Here is a 21,945-nt window from a genome sequence, read left to right on the forward strand (position 1 = left end):
GTACGAGTCATCTCAGACAAGGATCATCGATGAACACCACGAAGACCACCGCCCCGATCACCGCCCCCGCCGAGTACCCCGTGCAGGTCCGCCTTCCCGGACAGGCCGCCGCCGCGGAGGGACCGATCGATCCCTTCATGATGTACGTCGCCCACCACGCGTTTCGTCGTGATCTGGCCGACTTCGCCGCCTGCGCGCCGCACACCCCCGTCGCCGACACCGACACCTGGCGGGCGCTGGCCGATCGGTGGTCGTCGTTCTATGACGTGCTCCACCACCATCACACCGGCGAGGACGAGGCGTTGTGGCCGCTGCTGCTATCGGGCGCCGACGATGACGAACAGGCCGTCCTGCACGCCATGGAGGCCGAACACGAGCTCATCGATCCGCTGCTCACGGCCTGCTCGGCGGGGTTCGCCGCGATGGCCGCCGGCCCGGGCCGCGCCGACGACACCGTCCGCGCCGATCTGGCCGGGTCGCTGCAACGCACGTTCGAGACACTGTCGGCTCATCTGGCCCACGAGGAGAGTGCGGCGATGGTCATCATGCAGCGACGGATGTCGCCGGCGGAGTGGGATGCCTTCGAGGAGACGATGCGCGGCGAGGTCAAGCCGCGCGAGGTGCTCGCCGTCGGACCGTTCCTGGTCAAGGGCTTGCCCGCCGACGACCGACAGGCGATCATGTCTCGGCTCCCGGCGATCCTGCGGATCCTGACGCGTCTGGGTGAGCGCTCCTTCGCCCGCCGCGACCGCCGCGCGTTCTTCTACGATCCGCGCCGCTGACCGGGCGCGGGGCCGCCCACGACCGGTCAGCGCGCCAGGGTGCGGCCGATGACCAGACGCTGAATCTGGTTGGTGCCCTCGAAGATCTGGGTGATCTTGGCCTCGCGCATATACCGTTCCACCGGGAAGTCCCGCGTATAGCCGTAGCCGCCGAACACCTGCACCGCGTCCGTGGTCACCTTCATCGCCGCGTCGGTGGCGACGAGTTTGGCGGTCGCGGCGGCGCGCGAATAGTCCATCCCGGCATCACGCCTGCGTGCGGCGTCGAGGTAGGTGGCGCGCGCGGAATCCACCGCCGCGGACATGTCGGCGAGGACGAACGACAGCCCTTGATGGTCGATGATCTTGCGACCGAAGGTGGTTCGTTCCTGTGCATAGTCGACGGCCGCATCGAGGGCGGCCTGTGCGAGTCCGGTCGCGACGGCGGCGATGCCGAGCCGGCCGGCGTCGAGTGCCGAGAACGCGATCGACAACCCCTGCCCCTGGGCACCGAGGAGACGATCCTCGTCGACGAAGGCGTCGTCGTAGGAGGCGGCGGTCGTCGGTACGGCGTGCAGACCCATCTTGTCCTCGGGTTTGCCGAAGCCGAGGCCCTCGGTGTCCGCGGGTACCAGCAGGCAGGAGATCCCCTTGGAACCCTCGCCGGTGCGCGCGAACAGGTTGTAGACGTCGGCGATGCCGCCGTGGGTGATCCAGGCCTTGGCGCCGTTCACCCGGAAACCGCCGTCGACCGGGGTCGCCCGGCAGTTCAGTGCCGCCGCATCGGAACCGGCCTGCGGCTCGGAGAGGCTGTACGCGCCGATCAGCCGGCCGTTGAGCAGATCCGGCAGCCATCGGCGACGCTGCTCGTCGGTGCCGAAGTTCATCAGCGGGTGGCAGGCGAGACCGTGCACACTGATCGCGACGGCCACCGACGCCCACCGAGCTCCGAATTCTTCGAGTACCTGGAGGTACACCTCATAGGGCTGGCCGCCACCGTCCCATTCCTCCGGGTAGGGCAGGCCGAGCAGGCCGGCCGCACCGAGTTCGGCGAAGAGACCGTCGGGGTAGGTGTGGTTGCGCTCGTGGTCGTCGACGATCGGCGCCATCCGCTTGTCGGCGAAGTCGCGGGCCAACGCGATCAGATCGTGCGCCTCGTCGGTGGGCAGCAGACGTTCGACGGGCATTGGGGCACCTCCAGGGAGAACACGGTAATGAGACCACAAATAGTACTCAGGTCTCATCTACAGTACTATTTGTCCATTCCCCATGGTTGCTGATCCCGGCGTTTGTCGAGCCCTGGCTACACCGACAAGGAGGCACACGATGCCCGCTCCCGAGGGTTTCGCGACGCGTCGCCGGGCCGCACTCTTCGACGATCTCGTCACGCTGATGCTCGCCGAAGGTTTCGCACATCTGTCGGTCGCCGACATCGCGCAACGTCTGCGCTGCTCGAAGTCGACGCTGTACACCCTCGCCGACAGCAAGGAGCAGCTCGCCACCGCCGCGGTGACCCACTTCTTCAAGCGCGCGACCCGCGAAGTGGAGGACCGGGTCGCGGCAAGCACCGACGTACGCGAACGGGTCGTCATCTATCTGCTCGCGGTCGGCGAGGCCCTGTCGGTGGCCTCCGACCAGTTCATGCGCGACCTCGACGACTTCGGTCCGACGCATGCGCTCTATGAGCGCAACACCGTCGCGGCGTCCGCCCGGGTCGCCGAACTCATCTCGGCCGGGGCCGACGCCGGCGTGTTCCGCAGCGTCGACGCCGGTTTCGCCGCCGACCTCACCGCGACGATGATGCGGCGGATCCAACGTCGCGAAGTGCGCGACGCCACCGGACTCGACGACGCGACCGCCTATCGGCAGCTCGCGTCGATCCTCTTCGCCGGCATCGACGCGGGCAACGCCTCCCCCGCCCTTCCGTAACTTCGCGATCCGAAGGTCACCGTCGCAGGTGGGCCACGCCGCGCTCGTCCACCCACCATCGCACCGAGACCTCGACCACCGGATCGTCGTTGTGGCGCACCGAGATCCGCAGATCGTCGTGCAGCCGCACCTCTCCGACGACGATCGGGCGACCGGATTCCACCGCAAAGCGCACCGCCGGGGCACTGTCTTTGGTGGCCGCCTGCCCCACGTCGGTCACCCAGGTGTGCACCACCTCGGAGGCGGTCGGCAGATCCAGGATCTCGGCGAGCAGTTCGGCCGCCTCGGGGTCGGCGTCGGTGCCGGCGAGCACCACTTCTCCAGCGCGCAACACCTGCGCCAGCCAGGGCCGGTCGAGGACCAACCCATCGTCGACGACCTCCCCCGACATCGCTCGCGCCACCCCACCGGACGGCAGGTCGTCGATGCCGAACACCCCTGCCCGGTACGCCGCGACCAGCGCGGCATGCACACCGACCGCCACCCCCGGACTGATGCTCCGGTCGGCGTCGGCCAGATTGCTCAGCAGGGTGGCGGCGTCGTCGGCCTGCTCGGGAACCGGTCCGGCCAAGGCGCCGGCCAGCCGATCGGCGTCGGGATGGTCCAGCACGTCGAGGACACCGGCGTGCGCGGTGTCCGACGGTGCCCGGTAGCGGCCGAGCGGCAGCCCGCCGATGACCGCGTAGCGGCGCAACCACCAGGCCGTGTATCCGTCCCGGTCGGTGAGCAGTTCGGCGATCACCGGATCGGCGACCATCAGTTCCAGCGCTGCCGCCCAACAACTCTCGTCGATCAGGTCCAGGTCACGAACGGCCCGCAATCGTTCCGGTGGCGACGCGGGGCGATCCCACCACAGCTGCTCGTCAGGCAGATCGTGATCGGGCGCGGTGGGCAGTTCGTCGTCGGTGAGCAGGAATCCGTATCCGACGCCCAGCCGCCGCAGCTCCGCAGGCTCGGCATGGTCGTATACCTCGTCGGCCACCAGACCGAACGGATGGTCGTCGACGAGCACCGACCGCAGTGGGCTGTCGGCGAGGAGAAGTTCGTCGGCCGGACGCAGTTCGCCGTCGACGTCGAGTAGCGGAAGTGCTGCGAGCCAGCCCGGTACCGGCGCATCGGGATCGGCCCGCAACAGCGCGACGACGTCGTCCAGCAGTGTCTGCGCGTCCTCGACCGGATCGTCGTCCGGGTCACAACCCTCCACCAGCGACCGCAGCCCCGGATCCGACAACGCTTCGGAAATCGACAGTCGTTGCGCACCAAGACGTTCCAGAAGTGGATGAACCGCATCGGGATGTACGGTCGGCAACCATGACAGCGGCCGGGTGAGTTCGGTGGCCGGCACCACCACACCCCGCACGCCGATCGCCATCCGGCCGTCGGCGCGTGGCACCGGCAGCGCGGCGAGTTCGGCAGCCTCATGTGAGGTCGGCACCAGTGGTGCAAGCGCGCTGTAGAGCGCGTGCCACCACACCGGCTCACGGTCGACGCCCACGAGGCGATCGGCCAGCGCCGCCAGACCGATCTCGTGTACCCCCAGACGGTGTAGGACCGGCAGCTGCGCCGACCCGGACAGGTCGGGATGCACCAGATCCGCGAAGATCGGCTCGAGTACCCGCGCGAGTTCGGCGGTCAGCCCCATCAGAACACTCGCCCGGGTGGGGATCAGATCGGTGCCGTCGGCACCCGGCAGCCACCGCCCGTCGGTCAGCTGCGCGCGCACCGCGGTGACGAGCCGGGCGTCGTCGCGATTGCGGGCCCGGTGTTCCTCGGGCACCAGCGCCAGCCGTCGAGCCGGCTCGATCGCAACCATCAGGTCGACATAACCCGTTGCCGCCGAAGTGATGTCGGCGTCGGGATGGAGATGCCGACGGTCGGGGGTGAGCGGCAGTGCGGTGATCACCCGGGCGGGCAGACTCAGCTCGATTCCGGTCGGGGTGGGCGCCCGCAACACCTCCCGGGCGCCGGCCGTGCCGTCGGTGCGCACCAGCCATCGCGTGGCCCCCGCCCGCACCTGCGTCCACCGCCGGATGTCGGGTTCGGCGCCCGGTGCACCCGCCGTCAGCGTCAGCACCGCCGCGGACGGCCCGGCCTCCCCCGGAATCTGGGATTCGTCGATGTCACATCGCCAGTCGCCGATCGTGATCGAGGACAGGGCATCCAATTCCAGCAGCAGATCGGCTGCCTGTGTCCGCATCTCGGCCAGCATCGTCGCCGACGTCGCGGCGAGGTCGGCGTGCAGGGTGAGCACCACCTCGGTGTCGAACCCGTCGGTCGGAGCCTGTGTACCCGGCCAGGGCAGCCGTAGCAGCGGCACCTCGTCGGGCCGGGGAGCCCGGCCGGCTTCGGCCTGCACCGCCGCGCAGGTCTGGGTCCGGTCGAAGAGCACCGTACCGGTGGTGGAACGGAGTTCGACGCGGTCGGCGACCGCCGCAGTCGCGGAGAAGCCGACACCGAACCGTCCGACCTGGGTGCCGGCGGACTCCGTATCGGGACCGTCCGGCTTCCCGGACACCCGCAACGCCGACAGCGAGCGGACACCGTCGGCGGTCAGCGGTGCGCCGGTATTGGCGACGTGCAGCTCGGTGCCATGTATCCAGACCGCGAGATGTCCGGGTACCCCGGCGGCGGCCGCGGCGTCGGCGGCATTGGCGGCCAGTTCGGTGAGCAGCCGGTCACGGTAGCCGACGGTGACCAGATCGGTCTCGGTGGCGACGTCCTCGGCCAGCCGGGTCGTCGACGTTGTCCACGCGGCGAGGGTGGACGCCCGGATGGCTGCGGTGCCGAACGGGTCAGCTGTGTCCGGCCCGGTCATCGCAGCAGACAGTTCTGGGCAGACGGTCGGTGGGCAGACGGTCGGTCTCCGTCAGGCGCGCGCGACGTCACGATCGGCGTCGTAGGTCACGACCTCCAGGGCACCGTCGTCGTAGGCGTCGTAGGCGGGCCCGTTGTCCGGACGCGGCGCCGCGATGTCGGAATGCGCGCCGCAACCGTATTCGGCGGATACGACGCGGCCGTCGGCGGCGAACTCGTTGGCGCACGCACCGAAGGCCGCGCGCAGCGACCCCGACAGCGGCACGTAGAAGCCACAGCTGCAGCACGGGTACTTGGCGGCCTGCGCCATCTCCGAATTCGGTCCGAAGTCCCCGTCGTACCACCGCTGCGCGGCGTCGGCGCGACCGTCGGAACTCAGCAGCCGACGCCGGCCGAGGCCCAGCTCACCGGCGACCTGCGCGATGTCGTCGGGGTCGACGGTCTCAGATTCGAAGCGGAATTCGTCACCGGTGTCGATCTGGTTGGGCACCAGGCGCGGATCGTCGGCTTCGGCGGCGAGCAGGTCGCCGGGTCCGAGATCGCCGGTGCTGATCCGATCGGCCCACGGCACCCACTCCGGGGCGAGCAGCGAACCGTCACCCGGCAGCAACACGACCTCGCTGACGGTGACGTCGTCGGCGTCGGGCGCACCGGCCAGGACCACGCACCACTGCCAGCCGCGATAGCCGGGCAGATCGGCGTCGAAGTAGTGCGCCGCGGCCCACTCACCCTCGGCGATGCTGCGCCGGTGGGGACCCGGAACCTGACCGTCGGCGACCAACGCCGCACGCGCGATCTCCACCGCATCGAGCAGCGCGTCGTTGCTCTCGGCCTGCGAACGGTCGGCACCAGTTGGTTCAGTCACGTTTCCAGTGTGCAATATCGCCGACCGGCCGCGCACAACGACCCGCATACCGCACACGCCCGCCCGGATAGGGAACAATATTCAGTGTGCACCGACCGAGTTCCCGCCAACACGACGAGGGGCGCGGGGCCCCACGAGGTCCGGCGAACCCGCGTCAGTCCCGATCCGCCGGTGATCGGGATCGTCGCCCGCCCGGTGACCACCCTGGTACCGCCAACTATCCGGTGAACGATCCCGGCCCCGGACACCCCGGGACACGCACGCGCCGACCTGCTCCTGGCTGGGGTGCCGCCTCGACGCCGAGCGGTCCCGGACGCAACGCCTACCTGCCGCCGCCGACCCACAATCCGCACCTGCCGCCCCTCGACGAGCAGGACACCACCCCCCATCCGAATGACCGGCCCCGGACGCGACCGATGGGGGCGGCCGACCCGCAGATGCCGAGGAAGCTGACGGTGGCGCGGGTCGCGGCGATGCGCAGTCGCGAGCTGACCGGCAAGGGCATCAACAAGATCGCCGCGGCGGCTACCGCCGACGGCGCCGACCAGTCCGGGCTGACCGCCCTGACGCTGCCGGTGGTGGCGAATTTCGCGGTGGATGCCGCGATGGCCGTCGCCCTGGCCAACACCCTCTTCTTCGCCTCGGCGTCGGGTGACAAGGGCGGTGTCGCCCTGTACCTGCTGCTGACCATCGCACCCTTCGCGCTCATCGCGCCGCTGATCGGGCCGATGCTCGACCGGCTGCAGAAGGGGCGCCGGATCGCGATGGCCACCACCTTCGCGCTGCGTGTGGTGCTGGCACTGCTGATCATGGCCAACGTCACCTGGGACGACGCGGCCGACCAGCTCAGCTACGACCCGTATGTGCTGTATCCGTGCGCCCTCGGCCTGCTGGTGCTGTCCAAATCCTTCGGCGTCCTCAAATCCGCGGTGACCCCGCGCGTGGTCCCGCCGACGATCGACCTGCCGCGCACCAACTCCCGGCTGACGACCTTCGGGCTCCTCGGTGGCACCATCGTCGGCGGCGCGATCGCCGGCATCGTCGAGGTCCTACTGAGCAAACTGCTGCCGTTCCACCTGCCCGGCGCACTGCTGTGGCTGGCCGTCGTCGCGGCCGCGGGCGCCTATTTCTGCATGCGGATCCCATCCTGGGTGGAGTCGACCGAGGGTGAGATCCCGACCACCATCACCTACCACGGCGAACCCGCCCGGTCGTCGGTCCCCGAACAGGAACCGAGTGCCCGCGGCGCTGCCAAGGGCATCGCCGCGAAGATGCGTCAGCCGTTGGGCCGCAAGGTCGTCGCCGGACTGTGGGGCAACGGCACGATCCGCATCCTCACCGGTTTCCTGACGATGTTCATCGCGTTCTACGCCAAAGATCAGCAGACTCATCACGGCGCCAGCGGCGCCGAGCAGCTCATGCTGCTCGGTGTGCTCGGCGCTGCCGCCGGCATCGGCAATGCGATCGGCAACGGCGCGGGCACCCGGCTGGAGCTGAAGAATCCGCCATCGATCATCGTGTGGGCCACCACCGCCTGCTTCGTGGTCGCGGTCGGTGCAGCGGTGTTCGGCAATGTCCTGGCCGCCGCCATCGCCGCTTTCGTCGCCTCCGGCGGCAGCGCCATCGGCAAGGTCTGCCTGGACTCCTCTATTCAGGATGATCTGCCCGACGAATCGCGGGCGTCGGCCTTCGGTTTGTCCGAGACGGTGCTGCAGCTGTCGTGGGTGGTCGGGGCCGCGCTCGGCGTCCTGCTGCCCCCGAAGATCTGGCTCGGTTTCACCGTCGTCGCGGTCCTGCTCGGCATCGGGCTGGTGCAGACGGTGCTGACGACCCGCGGTTCGACGCTGATCCCCGGTTTCGGCGGCCGACGTCCCGATCATGCGGCACCGACGATGGCGTTCGCGGCTCCCGAGACCACCACCCACGCCCGACGCGGCCCCGACGACCGCCCCGCAGGCCCGGGCGCCGCCACCACCCGCGCCCACCAGCAACGTCCCCGCGGCTCCGCGCCCGGCGACCCGACCCAGTCCAGGAGGCGCTGACCGTGTACCTGCACAACGGCGAGAAGAAGGCGCTCACGATCATCGCGGTGGTCGCCGTGGTCTTCGTCGTGGTGGTCGCCTCCACCACGTTCCTGCTGGTCCGCGACGAGCCCCGCGAGCATCCGCCGTATCTGCATCTGGCCGTCGGCGGTGAGCTCTACAAGGTGGAACCGCGCTGGTACTGCGATGTCCTGCTGCGCGACTGCCATCCCAGTCCGAGCGAGGGTGGGATCCCCAACGCCCGTCAGACACCGCGCACCCCGATCCCGGTCGGTGAGTCGACGATGCTCACGGTGTCCTCGGATATCGCCGAGGGGCCGTGGAAACTCAACCTGCTCTATTCGACGCCGCGCGGGCTGACCGAGGTGCAGCGGCCGCTGTACAAGGCCGACAGCACCTACACGATCGTGCTGAAATCCGAGCCGGGCCGGGTGCTGCTCGGCCTCACCGTGCTCCTCCCGTCGGCGGTCGAACTGCCGGACGGCTCGGTGCCGGTCCGCGCCGAGCTGGCCGCCGACACCCGCCCGGAGGGATTCCGACTCCTCGATCGGTAGCCGGACACTCCGATGGCCGGGCCGGCGGAACCGACCCGGCCACTACGTCGAACCGCAGGCCCAGTAGTTGATGCAGGCCCAGTAGTTGATGCAGGCCCAGTAGTTGATGCAGGCTCAGTAGTTGATGCAGGCTCAGTAGTTGATGGTGCCGAGTAGTCCGCCCCCGACCGCGATGGCATCACCGGAGATCGCCACGCTGCGCGCCGACGCCAGGAACGTCACCACATCGGCGACTTCGGCGGATTCGACGACCCGCCCGATCGCGTTGTTCGCCAACGCTCGCTCGTACTCCGACACCTCCACCCCCGCGGCGTCTGCGTCCTGGGCGTACTTCAGCGTGGTCGTCTCGGTCCTGGTCGCACCGGGGTGGACCACGGTGACGTTGATACCGTGCGGCCCGAGCTCATCGGCGAGGTTCTTGGTCAGCGCCGCGACGCTGACGTTGCGGATACTGCGGACGATCGAATGCGTCTGGCGGTAGCCGAGCCCACTCACGTTGATGATCCGGCCCCAGCCCTGGGCCTTGAGGACCGGGGCAGCCGCCCGCGCGACGCGCAGATATCCGGCAACCTTGATGTTGACGTCCCCCCAGAACGCCTCGTCGGTGGTGCCCTCCAGGTCGGGGAAACCACCGCCGATCTGCTGATTCGACGCGTTGTTGATGACGATGTCCAGACCGCCGAGCGCCGCGACCGCACCGTCGACGAGGGCGCGCACCGACGCATCGTCGCCGGTGTCGGCCACGATCGGGATCGCCCGCCGCCCACTGCGTTCGGCGACTTCCGCCGCGGCCTTCTCCAGGGTCTCGCGATCGCGGGCGGCCAACGCGACGTCGACGCCCTCGGCCGCGAGCGCATGCGCAATCGACAACCCGATCCCCTTGCTCGCACCCGTCACGAGTGCCCGCTTACCGCTCAGTTGTAGATCCATCGTTGGACTCCTATCCGAATATGTGTGGTAGCGAGTCGATCTCAGAAGAACGCGCCGGTCGGCAACGGTTCGCCGGTCAGCTCGTTGGCTCCGATCGCCTTGGCCTTGTAGGTGCGCGGATTGTGTGCCGCCAGTGTTCGGATGTTGCGCCAGTGCCGGTCGAGATGGGAACTCCGGCGGGCGGCGGTGCCACCGCCGACGTCGAAGAGTTCACCCGCAGCACGCAGCGCGAGCTCGTCGACGACGACCTTCGCCTTCGCCGACCGCGACGCGGCACGCAGGGACAGCTCCGCCTCATCCGTACTTCCGTGCGCGGCATACGCTTCCGACAACGCCTGGGCTGCCGAGAGAACGAGTGCCTCGGCCGCATATGCCGTACTCGCCAGGGTGCCCACCGTCTGCTGCAGGATCGGATCGTCGACCGGATGGCCCTCCACGGCGTGGTAGAAGGTGCGCTGCTTTGTCCGCACGAGGTCGGCCGCGTCGGTGGTCACACGACGCAGAATCCCCGCGATCACCGCGGTCAGGTAGAGCTGCGGGAACGTTGCCGAGTACGGCAGGTCACCGTAATAGGTTCCATTGCTGAGGAACTCGTCCTCGGTGACGGCGACATCGACGTACCGCGTGGTGCCGCTTCCGGTGAACCGCTGACCGATGCCGTCCCAGTCCTGTTCGACGACGATGCCGGGCCGGGTTGCCGGCACCACCACACGCGCCGGTTTCCCGTCGGGTCCGCTGACCGCGACGACGAGGTAGTCGGCGTACAGATTTCCGGTGCTGTAGAACTTGATGCCGTTGAGGCGGAGTCCGTCGTCGCTTCGGGTCACTGCGGACTCGAAGTCCTGGTTACGCCGGCCGGCGCGTTTGTTGCTGAGCTCGGTCGAGGAGTTGCCGAACAGCTTGCCCGCACGCACCTCGTCGAGCCATCTGGCGTCCGGGCCGTCAGATTCGCGGAGAAGGCTTTCGGTGAAGTTGAGATGATTACGGATGCTGTGCGCGATATTCGGGTCGGCCTCGCCCAGCGCGATGACCGTCTCGAACAGTTCGGGGAGCGTCGCACCGCCACCACCCTGATCGATCGGCAGTCGGAGGGCACCGAGCCGCGCCGCGCGCAGAACCTCGAACTCGGCGAAGGGATGTCGGTTGTCGGCATCACGCGCGACGACGTCGGCGCCGAGGTAGGCGATCAGCTCGGCGAGTTCGGATGAGCCGATCCGCACCGCAGAGTCGAAACGGGGCACCGCCCTGCCCTGGTCACCATCGGCGGTCGCCGCGTCCGTGATCGGACCTGAGGTGTCGGGAACAGCAGTTGTGGTCATGTCAGGCTCCTAGTAGTCGTAATGTCGAGGTTGTCGTGATGTTGAGGTTGTCGTGATGTTGAGGTGGTCGTACCAATGGGTCGCGCGTTGTGTTGACTTTCGATGCATCCTCCTGCGCTGCAACGGTTTCTCCTGGCGATCAGCGGGCCGCGATCACCGCACCGCGATAGGTTCGGTTGAGATACTCCGCGACAGCGGGACTCTCCAGTGCGTGCGCCAGCCGCGAGATTCGCTCGTCACCGGCGAGTCGCGCCGGTGCCACCAGTACGCGCGCATACGGATTGCCGCGGCCCGGCTCGGTGGCCAGCGCGTCGGTCCCCGGCACGAGTCCGGCCCCCTGGGCGGCTCGCGGGTCCAGCACCACGGCGTCGTAGTCGGCCAGCGCATCGGCGGCATACGCCGACAGGTCGACTTCCCGGATCTCCAGGTGGCGAGGGGAATCGAGGATGTTGGCTTCGGAGACGGACAGATCGGCGATGCCGAGACCGCCGAAGGCGCGGTCGAGCCTCAGCAGGCCGACGGTTTGCAGCAGATAGAGCGCACGTGCCCGCCCGGCGACGGTGGCCGGCACGGCCACCCGGCCACCGTGTGGCAGGCCGCCGGTCGCCGACTTGGCTCGGCCGGTCGCCGGGTCGACCCAATTCCCGGTGTCGGCCAGCGACTTCCATCTCGACGAGTAGATCGCGTACGGCGCGACGTCCACCTTCGACACCACGCTCAGACGCTGCTCGCCCGACCCCGCGGGTTCGCCGAGGAACGCGGGCTGGATCTGGTGGAACGCGAGATCGGCTCGGCCGGTGGCCACTTCGGCATTCGCCTGCGGCGTGGCGTCGACGAGCTGTAGCCGCAGGCCCGGCGTGAGGTTCTGCGCCGCCACGTATTCGAGTACGTCTCGGTAGCCGGCCCCGCCGACCACCACCCGCAGTTCGGCATCGTCGTTGCCGGAGTAGGACACCGCCGGGTCATCAGCACAACCCGCGAGGACAACTGCGGCCACCGCCGCGACGATCACCCGCAGACCGGGAATCCGCCGCCGGATCTCGAATCGCCCTCGCATGATGCCCACCCCCTATCGGATGTCGACGAAGAAGGACCCGACCCGAGGACCCTGCCCCCGGTCGAATCGGACGGTCACCTTCCAGCGGCCGGCCGCCGGGACGATGAGTTCTTCACTGCGCCAGGTGATGACGTCCCCGTGTCGCATTTGCACAAGATCGACGGGCAACCGGGCCACATTGGCGTCCTCCGATCCGAGATCGATACGGACATCAGGTATCCCGGCAGCAGCCATCCCTGCCGGGGACTCGCGGCCATCTCCCGGGCGGTAGCGGACGGTGAGGTTGGCGTCACCGCGCCGGATGGTGTCGAGTTCGACGTCGATTGCCTGTGCCGCACCGAATTCCATCCGCGTATGCACGTCGGTGGTGTAGCTGTCGCGTGCCGGTGTCGCACCGGACAGCAGCGAGGTGAGGCCGACCACCACCGCGACCAGCCCGAGTTCGGCGAGGATCAGCCGCCGACGCACAGCACCACCGGCCGACCCCGCTGGAGCGACGGGTACCGGGGCGAAGGCCACCGCGGTGGCGCCCGATCCGTTCCCCGACACCGTCCCCACCTGAGCCTGCCGATCCGGCGGCCACTCGTCGAACGACTGCCATGGTCGTCGGCCGCCGGAGCGATAGGCGGCAAGACCCAGCCCGGCGACCAGGAGCACCACGGCCACCTTGGCCATTAACAAGCGGCCGTAGCCGGTGGTGACCAGCGCCGCCGGCGGATCGACCTGCAGCGCAGCGAGAATCGCTCCCGAAGCCGCGACGAGCGCGACATGCGCGATCGCGACCCCATGCCAGCGCCCGATCCTCGGTTCGGGCGGCCGCACCAGAGCCAGGATCGCGACCCCGCCGATCCACACCGACATCGCATAGACATGAACCGCGGTGTCCAGGAAGGTCCATGGCCAGCTACGCCCTGATCCCCCGTGCCCGCCGAGTGTGATCGCGATGACGGCGGTGACCGAAGCGAGATAGGCGATCTCGACACCGTGCCGCGACCGGGGCGTCCACACGCCGCTCACCGCTGCCGCCACCGCGGCGGCCGCCATCGCCAGTCCCGACGGCGCGCTGAGGACCGCACCGATCGCGTCGGCGCTCAGCTCCGACCAGTCACCTACTGCCTGAGCGGCCAACACCACCACCCGGCCCAGCAATCCGGCCGCGACCAGGCCACATCCGAGGCGGTACAGCCGGATCCAGCGGTCCGCGCCCCACAGACCGGGCCACACCCACCGAGTTGCGAAGACCAGTCCGGCCGAGGCGATCACCCCCAGATACAGCACAATCTTCACCAGTGCGGCCGGACCCGTGCCGACCTCGCCCGATGACACACTCGGCAGCGCGCCGAGCGTGGTGACCGACCCGACCGAGAAGCGCACCGACAGCGACACCACATGCGTGTCCGCGGACACGACGCGCGCGGTGACCAGATAGGCGTCGTCGGCCAGGGGTTCCGCGGTGCGGATCCGGAGGTGGCGGCCGCCATCGCCGAGCCGGGTCTCGTCGACGGCGCGTCGTGTCCCCGACCGGTCGAGCACCGACACCGAGCCTTCGAGGATCCGCACGGGTTCGGTGAGTTCGACGGTGATCACCTGCGCCGAGTTCTCGACATGACCGCCATCGGACGGGGTCGAGGTGACGATCGACGCGTGAGCATCGGCCACCGCGGCGGCCAGCGTGCTCCCCACCCCGACGAGCGCGGTGGCCAGCACCATCAGTATCAGCCGACGGAACCACAGCCGACGCCGCGGTGGACGCGGCCGAAATCGGTCGGCAGAACTATCCATCTCGACACTCACCGGTCAATCGCGTGCGACTCGGCGGGCGCGTAGCGCGACCACCCAGGCGCCGATCGCCAGGAGCAGCCCGGCCACGGCGACGACACGCCAGATCGCCTCGCCGCCATCGTCGTCGGAATCGTGGCCGGATGATTCTCCGGCGGTCGTGTCCCCGCCATGCGACCCATCCGACGGGGCGGGCTCACCCAACCGGACGACGGGTGCCGGCGACTCGGCCTCGGTGTGGTCGTCGACGCTCACCTCATCCCAGCGAACCACCTCACCGGTGCTGTATTGCTGTTCGGTGGGCAGCGCAACCTCGTCGGCGCCCACCGGCCACGGACCACCGGCGAAGGCGAAGACGCCGTACTCGGTGGCTCCCAGGCCTGCGTCCGGCGTGTCCGCGGTCCAGACGATGCGCGCCACACGCTGACTCGCCCCACCCGGAGCGCGTTCGATACGCGCGCTCCACCCCGGCACCGGAAGCGTGCGAACCGCAGTCAGATTCACCCCATCCGGCAGCGTGACCGTGATCGCCTGGGTCACGCCGGTATCGGATTCGGACGGGACCACCAACCGCACTTGCCCATACCCGCCCTGTGCAGGCGCGGAGCCGGGTTCGACGCTCACATGTGCGGCACCGATACCCGGCACCGACAGCAGGCCGATCGCCGACACCGTCGCCCCGGCGAGCACAGCCCGACGGGAGGCGCTCGGATTCGCTCGACGCCTGCGGGAAACGGTCTGCATCACAGTTCCTTTCGCGTGATCTCGGTTGTCATCGGCTGGTCAGCCCGAGTTGCCACCCGGTCAGCCGACGTTCGGCCGCGGCGAGCACGAGGTTGAGTGTCACGCCGATGACGCCGAGGATGACGATGCCGGCGTACATCGACGGAATCTGGTACGCCTCTTGGGATGAGCGGATGTAGATGCCCACACCCTCAGTAGCACCGAGATACTCGGCCGCGACCAGAGCCGTGAAGGCATACGACGCCCCCAACCGGATGCCGGGGAAGATATTCGGTACCGCCGCGGGCAGGATCACCCTCGTGAAGATGTAGAACCGATCCGCACCGAGCGTGCGCGCGGCGTTGATCAGGATGCGTTCGACACCCTTGACCGCGTTCGTCGTGTTGACGAAGATCGGCCAGAACGCCGCCCAGCTGACGATCGCGATCTTCGACTGTTCCCCAATCCCGAAGAACAGGAGGAAGACCGGGAACAGCGCCAGAATCGACAGACTACGGAAGAACAGTAGGACCGGCTCGATCAACTTGTCCAGCAACCGGATCGATCCGACCAGGATCCCCACCACCAGGCCGAGCCCGAGGCCGACGAGGAAGCCGGTGAGTCCGCGACGCAGACTCGGGCCCACCTGATCGCGGAGTTCACCGCCCGGCGACAGCCCGGTGACCAGCGCGTCGTACACATCCTGCGGGGGTGACAGGAACTTCGGGTTGACGACCGAGGTTTCGGTGCCGAGCCACCACAGGAACAGGAAGACACCGATGCCGACCGCACCGAGGAGTTGCCGGTCGTATCGGGCGAACAACGTGACGAACGACCGGCGCGCGGTCAAGGAGGACTTGTCCGCGGTGACATGATCGTCGCGAACGGATTCGGGCGCAGCGGAATTGCGGGCATCGAGTCGAAGATCAGTGGCCACCGATCTCCACCTCCTCCTTGAGGATCTGCGCTACCTGCGCGCGAACCCGGCCGAATTCCACCGAGGATCGCGATTCGTCGTCACGCGGCCGGGGAAGATCGACATCGATCACCGATTTCACCCGCCCCGGACGCTTGGTCATGACCGCGACCCGGTCCGACAGGAAGATCGCCTCGTCGATGGAGTGGGTGACGAAGACGATCGTCTTCTTCCGTGCACCGGACTCCCAGATCCGGAGCAACTCGTTCTGCAGGAACTCACGGGTCTGGGCGTCCAGTGCGGCGAAAGGCTCATCGAGAACCAGTACATCGGGGTCGTAGGCCAGCGACCGCGCGATCGCCACCCGCTGACGCATGCCACCGGAAAGGCGGTGCGGCAGATGATTCTCGAAGCCGTCCAGACCCACCGTCGCGATGATCCGCTCGGCGGTCTCACGTCGCGAGGCGGATGACACACCGCGCACCTTCAGACCGACCTCGATGTTCTTGCGCACCGAGAGCCAGGGAAACAGCGCATAGCTCTGGAAGACGACGCCGATGTTCTTGCTGACGCCGCGGACCGGCGCGCCGTCGACCAGAATCTCACCGGCACTGTAGCTTTCCAGGCCGGCGAGAATGCCGAGGAACGTCGACTTGCCGCAGCCGCTGGGACCGAGCAGGGACAGGAACTCACCCTGCTCGATCTCCAGGTCGAAGTCCCGGAGCACTTCGGTGACACCGCGGGTGCCCTTGCCAATGTTGACGAACTCCTTGCGTACCCCGCGTGCGACGATCGCCGCGGGACGGGTGGCCGCGTCGCGATCGGATACTCCGACCGCCACGTCGGGTAACCCGACATCCTGTTGGACGCTCATGTGATCTCCTTACGTCATCCCGACCTTCCGCCGGACAGGCGACGGACGGCCAGAATGACTGGGTTCGTTCAGAACTCGGTGTTGGTGAGGACCTTCGTGTTCTCCGCTTGCGACTTGATCAGACCCGGACCGGCCGCGAAAGGATTGAATTCATTGGTCGCGATATCCTCGGGCGGTCGTCGAATGCACCCGGTCCGTGAATGCCCTCGTACCACGCCTCGAAACCCAAGGCAGGCACCCCCAATTCGAGACCCGAGACCGTCTTGGCCGTTCGCAGAGCACGCATTCGGGCCTTGGTCCGCCAGGCTCGCTCGGACTCCTCGGCGGTCGCGTCGATGACGCTGACCCGCCGCACGCCGGCGCGACGCAACGCGTAGGCGATGGTGATCCCGGTCTGACCGCCGCCCACCACGAGAACGTCGTGGTCGATACCCTCGACCGCGTCGATCAGGTCGCTGTCGTCGTAGTATCCGAGGAGCCGCAACGACTTCTGCGCCGCCACCTCCACCTCGATGTCCACCGTTGTCATCAACCTGCCGCCCTCACGTGTCGGTCCCGGCCACCGATGGCCGGGCTGTACTGGTTTTCCGGACGCGCCAGCCCGTAGTGCCCGCGCAGCGTCGAAGTTTCATAGGATTCGCGGAACAGCCCGCGCCGCCGCAGGATCGGCACGACGTGATCGACGAACAGGTCCAATCCGCCGGGCAGGACGGGCGCCATCACGTTGAACCCGTCGGCCGCACCGGTGTGGAACCACTCGGCGATCGTGTCGGCGATCTGTTCCGGGGTTCCGGTGAAGGTGCGGTGCCCGCGCCCACCGCCGAGACGGGCGATGAGACCGCGCACCGTGAGATCCTCGCGCCGGGCGAGGTCGACGATCAGGCTGTAGCGACTCTTGGCGCCTTCGATCTCGTCCTCGGGCAACAGGTCTGCGGGCAGTCTTTCGTCCAGCGGGAGGTCATCGACCGACAGCTTCAGCGTGGTCGCCAGCTGGCGATGTGCGTACTCGGGGAGGATCGCCTCGTCGAGGCGTCGGTGCGCGGCAGTCGCCTCGGCCTCGGTGCTGCCGATCACCGGTACCAGGCCGGGCAGGATCTTGATCGTGTCCGGATCTCGACCATGTCCGCGTGCCCGCGACTTGAGGTCCGCGTAGAAGGCCCGACCGTCGTCGAGTAGCTGTTGTGCGGTGAAGACCGCCTCGGCGAAGCGGCCCGCGAGCGCCTTGCCGTCCTCCGACGAACCGGCCTGGACCAGCAGCGGATAGCCCTGCGGCGACCGTGGGATGTTGAGGGCGCCCGCGACATCGAAGAACTCCCCGCGATGACCGGGTGGGTGGATCCTGCCCTGATCCGCCCAGATTCCGCGTTCCTTGTCGGCGACGACGGCATCGTCATCCCAAGAGTCCCAGAGCTTCTGCGCGACATCGACGAACTCCTGGGCGCGCCGATACCGCTGCGCATGGTCGGGCAACTCGGGCAGCCCGAAGTTGCGGGCCGCGTCGACGGTGGCCGTGGTCACGATATTCCAGCCGGCTCGACCGCCGCTGACATGATCCAGCGAGGCGAATCGGCGGGCCAGATTGTACGGCGAGTTGTAGGTGGTCGACGCGGTTGCGATCAGACCGATCCGATCGGTGATCCCGGCCAACACGGTGAGCAGAGTCAGCGGTTCGATGACCCCGACCGGCCGCCTTCCGGCATCGCCCAGAAGTTGCGGACTATCGGCGAGGAACAGTGAGTCGAACGTTCCGCGTTCGGCCGTCTTCGCCAGTCGGACATAGTGTTCGACGCTGGTTCCGGCAGCTGGATCGCTCTCGGCCAGACGCCAGGACGCCTCATGATGACCGGTCGTCATCAGGAACGCATTGAGATGCAGTCGACGGACATGTCGTGTCATGACTACGCACCCTAACCGCCGATCCACGCCAGATCCGCGTGCTCGAACTACGGGAAATATAAAGCGCAACAATGTTGATCAGTGCGGCCCGGCACGGGCACAATCCATTCGTTTCGGCACCAGCGGACCACCGTGCACCCTCATTTCCACCTCCGGCTAATGCAATCTCGTAGACAAACAAGATGTTTCGTCCGCCCGACGCTCGCGCACGCTGGGACCAGACACATCCACGACGGGCCGGGCGGCTCCCCGGCTCCCCGCGAGACAGGAGTGGCACCATGACCGAAATACAGGACAAGCCCCGCACCACATCATCATCGTCGCTGGACATCGCACCGGTCACCGGATACATCGGGGCGCAGATCGGGGGTGTGGATCTACGCGAAGCCCAGCCGGCCGCGGTCGTGGACGAGATCCAGGACGCCCTGCACAAGTACAAGGTGCTCTTCTTCCGGGACCAGCAGATCGGTCACGCCGAGCAGGTAGCGTTCGCGCGGCAGTTCGGCGCGGTCACTCCGGCCCATCCGCACGAGGAGAATCCGCCCGAGGGGTTCCCCGAGATCCTCCCCATCGACAGCCGACGCTACGAACAGAATCTGGGCCGCAAGCGCACCTCCTACGACCACAGCTGGCACACCGATGTGACCGCACTGGTCAATCCGCCTGCGGCGTCCATTCTCCGGGCCGACATCCTGCCGCCCTACGGTGGTGACACCGCATGGACCAATCTCGTCGCCGCGTATGAGGGACTACCCCGACAACTGCGTGAACTCGCCGATGCCATCGACATCAAACATCAGTTCGCGCCGCGAGCAGCCGAGGGCAGCGAACGGGCACGCAAGGTCGCCGAGACGAATCTCGTCACCTTTCACCCGGCGGTTCGTGTGCATCCGGTGACCGGCGAGCGCGCACTGTTCGTGAGTCCCGGGTTCACGCGGGGTGCGCGCGAGATCCGTGGCTTCTCACCAGAACAGAGCGAGAAGATCTTGTCGCTGTTGTGGGCCGAGGCCACCCGAGTGGAATACACTGTGCGATTCCGTTGGGCACCGGGCAGTGTCGCGTTCTGGGACAACCGCGCCACCGCGCACCTGGCCATCGCCGACGCCGGACACCTGGGCCACGACCGCGTGCTCTACCGCGTCACCCTCGAAGGCGATGTACCCCGCGGTGTCGACGGACGCGAGTCCGAATTGATTTCCGGGACACCGTTCTACGGATCCTGATGAGATCTCGCCGGGTGGGTCCGCACCGCGTGTCACCACATGCGCCGCGGCCCGCCCGGTTCCGTGTTCGATCACCATACCAACGCCACCCGAGGAGAGCCTCCGTGCCCATCGCCGAACGCTACGCCGACCCCGACCTCCGGCTCGAAGTCGACAGCCCCGTCATCGCCGCACAGCTCGCGCACCGTTCGGTGCGCCAGTTTCTCGACACCCCCGTCGACGACGCCACCCTGCACGCCGTCGTCGCAGCCGCACAGTCGGCGTCCACCTCGTCGAACCTGCAGCCGTGGAGCGTGATCGCCGTCCGCGATCCCGAACGCAAGGCGCGGCTGGCCGCACTGGCCAACCATCAGCAGTTCATCAATCAGGCTCCGTTGCTGCTCGTCTGGGTCGCCGATCTCGATCGTGCCCACCGGCTGGCCGCGAGCGCCGCAGCCGAACTGACCGGAGCCGACTATCTGGAGAGCACCATCGTCGGTGTCGTCGACACCGCACTCGCCGCGCAGAACGCCGTAGTGGCCGCCGAGTCGCTGGGTCTGGGGACCGTATTCGTCGGCGCGATCCGCAATCAACCACGTGCGGTGGCCACCGAACTCGCACTGCCACCACATACCTTCGCGACCTTCGGCCTCGCCGTCGGGACACCGGACCCCCAGGAGCGTTCCGGCATCAAACCACGTCTGCCGCAACGCGCGGTGCTGCATCGGGAAACCTACGATGCCACGCACGCCGACGGTGTCATCGCCGACTACGACGACCGCCTGGCCGGCTACAACGAGCGCTACGGGTTGCCCGGCAACTGGAGCGAACGGGTGCTGGCGCGCTTGGCGAATGCGTCGTCACTCAACGGCCGCGACCGGCTGCGCGCGGATCTCGAGTACCTGGGCCTGCCGTCGGTGTGAACTGCCGGCCATCTTCTCGTGCAATGACATCCGGAGGGAACTCATGCCCCAGCTGCTGTTGAACGCCATCATCCGCCCGATCGGTTTCACGCGGGGAGGGTGGCGTCACCCGTCGGCGACCCCGGAGCGGGCGCTCGACCTCGACTACTACCAAGAGATCGCGACGGTAGCCGAACGCGGCCGCCTCGACGCCCTGTTCATCGCCAATTCGCCGGTGGCGCCGAACGATCAGTGGACCACCCTGTTCTCCCCGCTGGAGCCGATCACCCTGCTGTCGACGCTGGCGGCGACGACCACGCACCTGGGTCTGATCGCGACTGTGTCCAGCACGTTCACCGACCCGTATCAGGTTGCCCGGCAGCTTTCGACACTCGATCATCTCAGCAAGGGGCGCGCCGGGGTGAACATCGTGGTGTCGGGCAGCGCGGCTGCCGCCGCCAACTTCGGTTTCGACGATCTGCCCGACCAGTCGGACCGTTATGCGCGCGCCGACGAGTACCTCCATGTACTGCAACGGCTGTGGGACAGCTGGCCGGCCGACGCGCTGATCCTGGACAAGGCCGGCGCCCGGCAGGCCGATCTCGGCAAGCTCACCGCGATCGAGTTCCGCGGCAAGCATCTCGCGGTGCGCGGCCCACTCGACATCCCCCGCTCACCGCAGGGACGGCCCCTGGTCTTCCAGGCCGGATCCTCCCCGGAGGGGCGGCAATTGGCCGCGGCCCATGCCGACGCGGTGTACAGCGCAGCACGCACCATCGACGACGCACTCGCATTCCGTGCCGACATCCACCGCAGACAGGATGCGTTGGGACGAACGGGTTCCCGCGTCAAAGTGCTGCCCGGCCTGATCCCGATAGTCGGCAGCACCGACGCCGAAGCTCGTCGCCTGCATGAGGAGATCAGTGCGCTGTACCCGATCGGACAGGCCGTCGAGGGACTCGGCGCTCGGCTCGGTGTCGATCTCGTGGGTATCGACGCCGACGACCACTTCCCGATCGACCTCCTGCCACCCGTGCAGAGCCTGTCCGGCAATCGCAGCTTCCACGAGATCGTCCGCAAGCATGCGGCCGCAGGCGCCACCCTGCGTGAGGTACTGACAGTCACCGACGCCGGGAATGCGCACCTGCGCTTCATCGGTGCGCCGGAGACGATCGCCGACCAGATCCAGGAGTGGTTCCGGGCCGGCGCCGCCGACGGATTCAATCTGAACCCGGCGATCAGCCCGAGTGGGCTGACCGATTTCGTCGACCACGTGCTACCGGTGTTGCAGGACCGCGGCATTCGGCAGCGCGACTATCCCGCCGACACTCGCGTGCGGCCGGTCTTCGGCTCGCACTGAACACCGGCCGGCACACGGGGGG

At 68.1% G+C, this 21,945-nt stretch carries 19 protein-coding genes; 7 read left to right on the top strand and 12 right to left on the bottom strand.

What is annotated here, in order from left to right; translation table 11 throughout:
• The first annotated feature begins 29 nt into the window (after positions 1-29).
• Positions 30-782, top strand: a complete 753-nt coding sequence (locus tag QSJ18_RS13590) for a hemerythrin domain-containing protein (protein ID WP_286327053.1) — start codon at positions 30-32, stop codon at positions 780-782.
• 26 nt (positions 783-808) lie between these two features.
• Here the strand turns inward: QSJ18_RS13590 and QSJ18_RS13595 are convergent, their stop codons facing one another.
• Positions 809-1,948, bottom strand: a complete 1,140-nt coding sequence (locus QSJ18_RS13595) for an acyl-CoA dehydrogenase family protein (protein ID WP_286327054.1) — start codon at positions 1,946-1,948, stop codon at positions 809-811.
• A gap of 139 nt (positions 1,949-2,087) precedes the next feature.
• On the opposite strand from QSJ18_RS13595, the gene QSJ18_RS13600 reads away from it, so the two are divergent.
• The gene (locus QSJ18_RS13600; protein ID WP_286327055.1) at positions 2,088-2,690 is read left to right on the top strand and encodes a TetR/AcrR family transcriptional regulator; all 603 of its coding nucleotides are present in this window, start codon (positions 2,088-2,090) and stop codon (positions 2,688-2,690) included.
• Between the two features lie 16 nt (positions 2,691-2,706).
• Here QSJ18_RS13600 and QSJ18_RS13605 read toward each other — a convergent pair whose 3' ends face one another.
• Positions 2,707-5,505, bottom strand: coding sequence for a sacsin N-terminal ATP-binding-like domain-containing protein (locus QSJ18_RS13605; protein WP_286327056.1), 2,799 nt, complete (start codon positions 5,503-5,505; stop codon positions 2,707-2,709).
• Between the two features lie 51 nt (positions 5,506-5,556).
• The gene (locus QSJ18_RS13610) at positions 5,557-6,417 is read right to left on the bottom strand and encodes a DUF3027 domain-containing protein (RefSeq protein ID WP_462476075.1); all 861 of its coding nucleotides are present in this window, start codon (positions 6,415-6,417) and stop codon (positions 5,557-5,559) included.
• Positions 6,418-6,455: 38 nt separating this feature from the next.
• Here QSJ18_RS13610 and QSJ18_RS13615 point away from each other — a divergent pair, with 38 nt between their 5' ends.
• Positions 6,456-8,411 carry an MFS transporter gene (locus QSJ18_RS13615; protein WP_462476076.1) on the top strand — a complete coding sequence of 652 codons (1,956 nt, stop codon included), beginning with the start codon at positions 6,456-6,458 and terminating at the stop codon, positions 8,409-8,411.
• A 2-nt stretch (positions 8,412-8,413) separates the two neighbouring features.
• The gene (locus QSJ18_RS13620; protein WP_286327059.1) at positions 8,414-8,965 is read left to right on the top strand and encodes a DUF2771 family protein; all 552 of its coding nucleotides are present in this window, start codon (positions 8,414-8,416) and stop codon (positions 8,963-8,965) included.
• Between the two features lie 132 nt (positions 8,966-9,097).
• Here the strand turns inward: QSJ18_RS13620 and QSJ18_RS13625 are convergent, their stop codons facing one another.
• From QSJ18_RS13625 to QSJ18_RS13665, 9 genes are all read right to left on the bottom strand, one after another.
• On the bottom strand, positions 9,098-9,895 hold the full coding sequence (locus QSJ18_RS13625) for an SDR family NAD(P)-dependent oxidoreductase (protein ID WP_286327060.1): 798 nt from the start codon (positions 9,893-9,895) through the stop codon (positions 9,098-9,100).
• A gap of 41 nt (positions 9,896-9,936) precedes the next feature.
• On the bottom strand, positions 9,937-11,214 hold the full coding sequence (locus tag QSJ18_RS13630) for an acyl-CoA dehydrogenase family protein (protein ID WP_286327061.1): 1,278 nt from the start codon (positions 11,212-11,214) through the stop codon (positions 9,937-9,939).
• 139 nt (positions 11,215-11,353) lie between these two features.
• Complete coding sequence (locus QSJ18_RS13635) at positions 11,354-12,271, bottom strand: MetQ/NlpA family ABC transporter substrate-binding protein (RefSeq protein ID WP_286327062.1); 918 nt, start codon at positions 12,269-12,271, stop codon at positions 11,354-11,356.
• Between the two features lie 12 nt (positions 12,272-12,283).
• Complete coding sequence (locus tag QSJ18_RS13640) at positions 12,284-14,053, bottom strand: copper resistance CopC/CopD family protein (RefSeq protein WP_286327063.1); 1,770 nt, start codon at positions 14,051-14,053, stop codon at positions 12,284-12,286.
• Between the two features lie 15 nt (positions 14,054-14,068).
• Positions 14,069-14,794: a YcnI family copper-binding membrane protein gene (locus tag QSJ18_RS13645; RefSeq protein ID WP_286327064.1), complete on the bottom strand. Its 726-nt coding sequence runs from the start codon at positions 14,792-14,794 to the stop codon at positions 14,069-14,071.
• A 28-nt stretch (positions 14,795-14,822) separates the two neighbouring features.
• The gene (locus tag QSJ18_RS13650) at positions 14,823-15,710 is read right to left on the bottom strand and encodes an ABC transporter permease (RefSeq protein ID WP_286327065.1); all 888 of its coding nucleotides are present in this window, start codon (positions 15,708-15,710) and stop codon (positions 14,823-14,825) included.
• The gene (locus QSJ18_RS13655) at positions 15,700-16,563 is read right to left on the bottom strand and encodes an ABC transporter ATP-binding protein (protein ID WP_286327066.1); all 864 of its coding nucleotides are present in this window, start codon (positions 16,561-16,563) and stop codon (positions 15,700-15,702) included. The genes QSJ18_RS13650 and QSJ18_RS13655 overlap by 11 nt, the downstream gene beginning before the upstream one ends.
• Positions 16,564-16,681: 118 nt before the next feature.
• Positions 16,682-17,092, bottom strand: coding sequence for an FAD-dependent oxidoreductase (locus QSJ18_RS13660; RefSeq protein ID WP_286327067.1), 411 nt, complete (start codon positions 17,090-17,092; stop codon positions 16,682-16,684).
• Positions 17,092-18,459 carry an LLM class flavin-dependent oxidoreductase gene (locus tag QSJ18_RS13665; protein ID WP_286327068.1) on the bottom strand — a complete coding sequence of 456 codons (1,368 nt, stop codon included), beginning with the start codon at positions 18,457-18,459 and terminating at the stop codon, positions 17,092-17,094. The genes QSJ18_RS13660 and QSJ18_RS13665 overlap by 1 nt, the downstream gene beginning before the upstream one ends.
• 278 nt (positions 18,460-18,737) lie before the next feature.
• On the opposite strand from QSJ18_RS13665, the gene QSJ18_RS13670 reads away from it, so the two are divergent.
• The 3 genes from QSJ18_RS13670 to QSJ18_RS13680 all read left to right on the top strand — a co-directional run bounded on the left by QSJ18_RS13670 (position 18,738) and on the right by QSJ18_RS13680 (position 21,923).
• Complete coding sequence (locus QSJ18_RS13670; RefSeq protein WP_286327069.1) at positions 18,738-19,682, top strand: TauD/TfdA dioxygenase family protein; 945 nt, start codon at positions 18,738-18,740, stop codon at positions 19,680-19,682.
• 104 nt (positions 19,683-19,786) lie between these two features.
• Positions 19,787-20,584, top strand: a complete 798-nt coding sequence (locus tag QSJ18_RS13675; RefSeq protein WP_286327070.1) for an NADPH-dependent oxidoreductase — start codon at positions 19,787-19,789, stop codon at positions 20,582-20,584.
• A 43-nt stretch (positions 20,585-20,627) separates the two neighbouring features.
• Complete coding sequence (locus QSJ18_RS13680) at positions 20,628-21,923, top strand: NtaA/DmoA family FMN-dependent monooxygenase (protein ID WP_286327071.1); 1,296 nt, start codon at positions 20,628-20,630, stop codon at positions 21,921-21,923.
• The last annotated feature ends 22 nt before the right edge of the window (positions 21,924-21,945 follow it).

The organism is Gordonia heveisoli, from assembly GCF_030315745.1.
Classification (GTDB): Bacteria; Actinomycetota; Actinomycetes; order Mycobacteriales; family Mycobacteriaceae; genus Gordonia.